The organism is Pantoea sp. CTOTU46764, from assembly GCF_031974595.1.
Classification (GTDB): domain Bacteria; phylum Pseudomonadota; class Gammaproteobacteria; order Enterobacterales; family Enterobacteriaceae; genus Pantoea; species Pantoea trifolii.
Genome location: NZ_DALYOQ010000005.1, coordinates 1 through 6,227, shown reverse-complemented (window position 1 = coordinate 6,227; position 6,227 = coordinate 1). Strand labels below are relative to the sequence as shown.

Annotated in this window: 4 protein-coding genes and 1 pseudogene; 4 read left to right on the top strand and 1 reads right to left on the bottom strand. The window is 53.4% G+C overall.

What is annotated here, in order from left to right; genetic code table 11:
- From RTM06_RS03210 to RTM06_RS03190, 4 genes and pseudogenes are all read left to right on the top strand, one after another.
- A pseudogene (locus RTM06_RS03210) lies at positions 1-111 on the top strand (DTW domain-containing protein); the annotation flags it as partial.
- Positions 112-198: 87 nt separating this feature from the next.
- Positions 199-2,856, top strand: a complete 2,658-nt coding sequence (locus RTM06_RS03205; protein WP_312179899.1) for a bifunctional acetate--CoA ligase family protein/GNAT family N-acetyltransferase — start codon at positions 199-201, stop codon at positions 2,854-2,856.
- A 116-nt stretch (positions 2,857-2,972) separates the two neighbouring features.
- Positions 2,973-4,328 carry a CDP-diacylglycerol--serine O-phosphatidyltransferase gene (gene pssA, locus RTM06_RS03195; protein ID WP_312180024.1) on the top strand — a complete coding sequence of 452 codons (1,356 nt, stop codon included), beginning with the start codon at positions 2,973-2,975 and terminating at the stop codon, positions 4,326-4,328.
- A gap of 3 nt (positions 4,329-4,331) precedes the next feature.
- Positions 4,332-4,652 carry a YfiM family lipoprotein gene (locus RTM06_RS03190; protein ID WP_312179897.1) on the top strand — a complete coding sequence of 107 codons (321 nt, stop codon included), beginning with the start codon at positions 4,332-4,334 and terminating at the stop codon, positions 4,650-4,652.
- On the opposite strand, the gene RTM06_RS03185 is transcribed toward RTM06_RS03190, so the two are convergent.
- Positions 4,653-5,957 carry an MFS family transporter gene (locus RTM06_RS03185; RefSeq protein ID WP_256697194.1) on the bottom strand — a complete coding sequence of 435 codons (1,305 nt, stop codon included), beginning with the start codon at positions 5,955-5,957 and terminating at the stop codon, positions 4,653-4,655.
- Positions 5,958-6,227: the final 270 nt, after the last annotated feature.

Genomic DNA, 6,227 nt, shown 5'->3' with positions numbered 1-6,227 from the left:
GCCGCCGCCGAGTTACAGCACTATTTCGCCCGCTTCCGTCATGCTTATCTGGCGGGGAAACCGCATCATCCGATTCATGCTCTGGAAGAAGCATTGAGTAGCGGAATCTGAAGCTGGTTCTCAGCCTGCGATCGGCGAATCGGCAAGCGCGGTAAAAAGCGTTTACAATCATGCCAATCTTGATAGCAGGAGCGGATGATGAGCCAACGCGGACTGGAAGCGCTGTTACGACCTAAATCAATCGCGGTAATCGGTGCATCAATCACACCGGGCCGCGCCGGCTACTTTATGATGCGTAACTTGCTGGCCGGTGGATTTAGTGGTCCGGTATTGCCGGTAACGCCTAAGTATAAGGCGGTGAGCGGCGTGCTAGCGTGGCCCGATATCGCCAGCCTGCCCTTCGCACCCGATCTCGCCATCATCTGTACCCACGCCAAACGTAATCTCGAGCTGCTGCAACAACTGGGTGAAAAAGGCTGTAAGGCCTGCATTATTCTCTCGGCGCCGTCCAGCCAGTTGGAAGAACTGAAAGCCTGTGCGAGCCAATGGCAAATTCGCCTGCTTGGGCCCAACAGCTTAGGTTTGCTGGCACCGTGGCAAGGGTTGAATGCCAGCTTCTCGCCGGTGCCGATTGCTAAAGGTCGCATTGCTTTTATTTCGCAATCCGCTGCGGTCTCTAACACTATTCTCGATTGGGCGCAGCAGCGTAACCTCGGTTTTTCCTGGTTTATCGCCTTAGGGGATAGCCTGGATATCGACGTTGATGATCTACTGGATTTCCTCGCGCGCGACGGCAAAACCAGCGCCATTCTGCTCTACCTCGAACACCTCAGCGATGCGCGTCGCTTTGTTTCCGCTTCGCGCAGCGCCTCACGCAACAAACCGATTCTGGTGATAAAAAGTGGTCGCAGCCATCAGGCGCAGGCGATGCTCGGCACTCACAGCGGACTGGATGCTGCCTGGGATGCGGCGATTCAGCGCGCCGGTTTGCTGCGCGTGCAGGATACGCACGAGCTATTTACGGCGGTTGAGTCGCTGAGCCATATGCGTCCACTGCGCGGCGATCGCCTGATGATCATCAGCAATGGCGCGGCTCCGGCGGCGCTGGCATTGGATGAATTGTATGCCCGCAACGGTAAGCTGGCGACATTGAGTAATGAAACGTTGCAAGCGCTGGCCGCACTGCTGCCGGAAGGCGTTGGGCGCGGCAATCCACTCGATTTGAAAGATGACGCGACACCCGCGCGCTATGTTGCCTGTATTGAACGGCTGCTGGATAGCCATGAACTCGATGCACTGATGATCATTCATGCGCCAAGCGCCGTATCGCCATCCAGCGAAACCGCCGAGCAGATTATCGCTGCGGTTGCCAAACATCCGCGCGGCAAGCAGGTCACGCTGCTGACTAACTGGTGCGGCGAATACTCCTCGCAGGCCGCGCGGCGTGCTTTTACTCAAGCCGGCATTCCCACCTGGCGCACGCCGGAAGGCACCGTCACCGCCTTCATGCATCAGGTGGAATATCGCCGCAACCAGAAGCAACTGCGTGAAACGCCCGCGCTGCCGATCGGTTTGACGCAGAACAGCGCGCAGGCACATCAGCTGATTCAAGAGGCGCTGGATAAAGGCATCACCACGCTGGATACCCATGAAGTGCAGCCGGTGTTGCAGGCTTACGGCCTGGCGACGCTGCCCACCTGGATTGCCAGCGACAGCGCCGCGGCTGCCAGCATTGCCGATCAGATTGGTTATCCGGTCGCGCTCAAGCTGCGTTCGCCGGACATTCCGCATAAGTCCGAGGTACAAGGCGTAATGCTCTATCTACGCCGCGCTGCAGAAGTAAAACAAGCAGCTGAAGCCATTTTCGAGCGCGTGCGTGAAACTCATCCGCAGGCGCATATTGATGGCCTGCTGGTGCAGAGTATGGCGAACCGCGCCGGGGCACAGGAGTTACGCGTGGTGGTCGAACAGGATCCGCTGTTTGGCCCGATTATCATGCTGGGTGAAGGCGGCGTGGAGTGGCAGCCCGACAAGCAAGCCGCCGTGGCTTTGCCGCCGCTGAATATGACGCTGGCGCGTTATCTGGTGATTCAAGCGATGAAAAGCGGCAAAGTCCGCAGCCGCAGCGCGTTGCGACCGCTGGATATTACCGGGCTTAGCCAGCTGTTAGTGCAGGTTTCCAACCTGGTGGTCGATTGTCCCGAAATTCAGCGGCTGGATATTCATCCGCTGCTGGCATCGGCCGATGAATTCACGCTGCTGGATGTCACGCTGCAGTTGGCGCCTTTCAACGGTGATAACGAAACGCGGCTGGCGATTCGTCCTTATCCGCATCATCTTGAAGAGCAGGTGCAGCTGAAAGATGGGCAATATTGCCTGTTCCGCCCCATCCTGCCGGAAGATGAACCACAACTGCGCGCGTTTATTGCTCAGGTAACTAAAGAAGATCTCTACTATCGTTACTTCAGTGAAATCAATGAGTTTACCCATGAAGATTTGGCGAATATGACGCAAATCGATTATGACCGCGAAATGGCGATTGTCGCCGTACGCCAACACAACGGCGTCGACGAGATCATTGGCGTAACGCGCGCGATCTCCGATGCCGATAATATCGATGCTGAATTCTCGGTGCTGGTGCGATCCGACCTGAAAGGCTTGGGCATGGGCAGGCGCTTGCTGGAGAAGATGATTCGCTATACGCGCGATCATGGCCTGCAACAATTGAACGGTATCACCATGCCAAACAATAGCGGCATGATTACGCTGGCGCGAAAACTCAATTTTCGCGTGAATATTCAACTGGATGATGGCATTGTCAGCCTGAATTTGCCGCTCGGTGATGTCATCAGCTAACCTGTACAGAAAGGTAAAAGTCCTCCTCTGCAGGCCGGTTGATGGTATTATTTACCGTTAGGATCATGATTTGATGGCAAAAGGCCATGCAATGAACAGAGAAGAAGTGCACTGTGATGTTGTCTAAATTTAAACGTAATAAACACCAACAACACCTCGCACAGCTGCCTAAACTGTCACAATCCGTGTCGGATCTGACGACGCTTTACTCGCCTGCCGAGTTTCGCGAAACCCTGCTGACGAAAATTGCCGCAGCAGAAAAGCGTATCTGTATCACCGCGCTGTATCTGGAGAATGATGACGGCGGGCGGGGAATTATGCAGGCGCTGTACGCAGCGCGCCAGGCACGTCCGGAGCTGGATGTCTGTATTCTGGTTGACTGGCATCGTGCGCAGCGTGGTCGTATTGGCGCCGCCCGCGGCGTGACCAATGCTGACTGGTACTGCGAAATGGCGGCTCAGCATCCGAATATCGCTATTCCGGTTTACGGCATTCCGGTTAACACCCGTGAAGCGCTCGGCGTGCTGCATCTCAAAGGATTTATCATTGATGATACGCTGCTCTATAGCGGCGCGAGCCTGAACGATGTCTATTTGCATCAGCATGACAAATACCGCTATGACCGCTATCAGTTGATCCGCAATCCACAGCTTACCGATACTATGTATGCGTGGATCTGCGAAAATCTCAAGGAATCCGATGCGGTTAACCGCCTCGATAAAACTGAGCGTCCTTCCAGTCCGGAAATTAAGAATGAAACGCGTCAGTTCCGTCAGGAACTGCGCAGCTTTAACTATCAGTTTACCGGCAATGCAGATAATGAATCACTTGCCGTCACGCCGCTGGTTGGCTTGGGCAAACGCAGCCTGCTGAATAAAACCATTTTCCATTTGATGCCTTGCGCCGAGCGCAAGCTGACGTTGTGCACGCCCTATTTCAACCTGCCCGCTATTCTGGTACGTAACCTGATTCATTTACTGCGTCAGGGTAAAGAGGTTGAGATCATTATTGGTGACAAAACGGCTAATGACTTCTACATCCCGCCAGAACAGCCGTTTAAGATTATCGGCGCGCTGCCTTATCTTTATGAGATCAACCTGCGTCGCTTCCTTAGCCGTTTGCAGTATTACGTCAATAACGGTCAGCTGACGGTGCGCTTGTGGAAAGATGGCGAGAACAGTTATCACCTGAAAGGCATTTGGGTGGATGACGAATGGATGATGATCACCGGTAACAACCTCAATCCACGCGCGTGGCGACTGGATCTGGAGAATGCGGTGCTGATTCACGATCCGCTGAATCAATTGGCCGAACAGCGTGAAAAAGAGCTGGCGCTGATTCGTGAGCATACTTCCGTGGTGCAGCATTTCCGCGAGCTGGAAAGTATCTCCGATTATCCAGCGAAGGTGCGCAAGCTGATTCGTCGCCTGCGCCGTATCCGCATCGATCGTTTGATTAGCCGTCTGCTTTAGCCGATGCGTGCGCTCATCCTCTGCGTGGTTTTGCTGTGTAGTGGATGTGCGCATGTCGCCCAGGATAACTGGACCGGCAAAGATAAAGCACAACACTACTTCTCTTCCGCTGTGCTGGCTGCCGCAGGTAGCCAAATTTCTCAGCATCAAAATCACAGCCGCGAGCAGAATTTGCGTTTCGGCTTTCTGTTTTCGTTGAGTTTTGGTGTGGGGAAAGAGTTATATGACAGCCGCTCAGCAGGGAGCGGCTGGAGTTGGAAAGATCTTAGCTGGGATGTCGCCGGTGCCGCCAGCGGCATCGCGCTGTGGAATCTCAGTCACTAACTACAGCGCAATCCCCTTCCCTTTGCGATGCAGCATTAGCGATACCAGGAATGCTAAAGCGCCCATCGCCGAAACATACCAGAAGAAGCTGGTTTCAATGCCTTCCCTTTTCAGCAGCAAGGCTACGTATTCTGCCGAACCACCAAAAATAGCATTCGCCACCGCATAGGAAAGACCAACGCCCAGCGCACGAACTTCTGGCGGGAACATCTCTGCTTTCAGGATGCCACTGATCGCGGTGTAGAAACTGGTGATGATCAGCGCCAACATGATCAGTGCGAATGCCAGCCAACTGCTCTGCACATTTTGCAGCAGCATTAGAATTGGAACCGTGCAGATTGCCGCCCCGGCACCGAAAATCATCATTGAGGCGCGACGACCGATTTTATCTGACAATGCGCCAACAATTGGCTGAATCAACATAAACACCAACAAGCAACCGGTCATTAATCCACTGGCACTGCGCGCATCCATCCCGGCGGTGTTCACCAGATATTTTTGCATGTAGGTCGTAAAGGTATAGAAGCTCAGCGAACCGCCTGCGGTGAAGCCCAGCACCATCAGAAACGCACGGGGGTGATTGCGCAATAATCCCGTAATACTGCCGGCATCACGGTGTTCGCGATGTTTTTTCTCTGAGGTTTCGTTGAGCGAACGACGCAACCACAATGCCACGATAGCCAGCGCCGCACCGAGGAAGAACGGGATACGCCAGCCCCAACTACGTAGTTCTTCATCGCTAAGAATTTGTTGCAAAACGACGACGGTCAGCACCGCCAATAGTTGGCCGCCAATGAGCGTCACATACTGGAATGAGGCATAAAATCCTTTTCGTCCTTCCAGTGCTACTTCGCTCATATAAGTGGCGCTGGTACCGTATTCCCCACCAACCGATAATCCCTGAAACATACGCGCCAGCAATAGAATCACGGGTGCGGCCAGCCCTATTTCGCCGTAGCCAGGTAGGCAAGCGATTACTAATGATCCCAGACACATCATGCACACTGAAATCAGCATTGAGGCTTTACGGCCGTGACGATCTGCGATGTAGCCAAATAGCCATCCACCGATCGGACGCATTAGAAAACCAGCGGCAAAAACGCCAGCAGTTTGCAGCAATTGAGTGGTGGTATCACCGCTTGGGAAGAAAACGTGGGCAAAATAGAGTGAGAAGAAGGAGTAGACGTAGAAATCGAACCATTCGACCAGATTGCCGGAAGAAGCGCCAACAATCGCCCAGATGCGCTTTTTACTGTCGGCTACCGTTTCAGATCGTGCCACTTTTTGTTGTTGTGAGTCAGTCATGCTTACCTCTTTTCCTTGCGAAGAATTAACGCCAAAGGATTCAGTAAAGCATCTATTAACTGGTTGCGGGAATTGTCTCTACTCCTGGATTACAAAATGTGACTGGCAGGGAGTTTTCAGTGCAATTTTTTGCTTTTTTCATGCAAATTCAGTTAACTACTGGCTTTAATCCGCTATGTACAGACGTAAAAAATCCCCGAACTTTCGTTCGGGGATTCTTCACTTAATTGATGCCTGGCAGTTCCCTACTCTCGCATGGGGAGACCCCAC

Coding starts and splice junctions, on each gene's coding strand:
- RTM06_RS03185 (WP_256697194.1), bottom strand. CDS start 5,957: ATGACTGACTCACAACAACAAAAAGTGGCACGATCTGAAACGGTAGCC.
- RTM06_RS03205 (WP_312179899.1), top strand. CDS start 199: ATGAGCCAACGCGGACTGGAAGCGCTGTTACGACCTAAATCAATCGCG.
- RTM06_RS03190 (WP_312179897.1), top strand. CDS start 4,332: ATGCGTGCGCTCATCCTCTGCGTGGTTTTGCTGTGTAGTGGATGTGCG.
- pssA (WP_312180024.1), top strand. CDS start 2,973: ATGTTGTCTAAATTTAAACGTAATAAACACCAACAACACCTCGCACAG.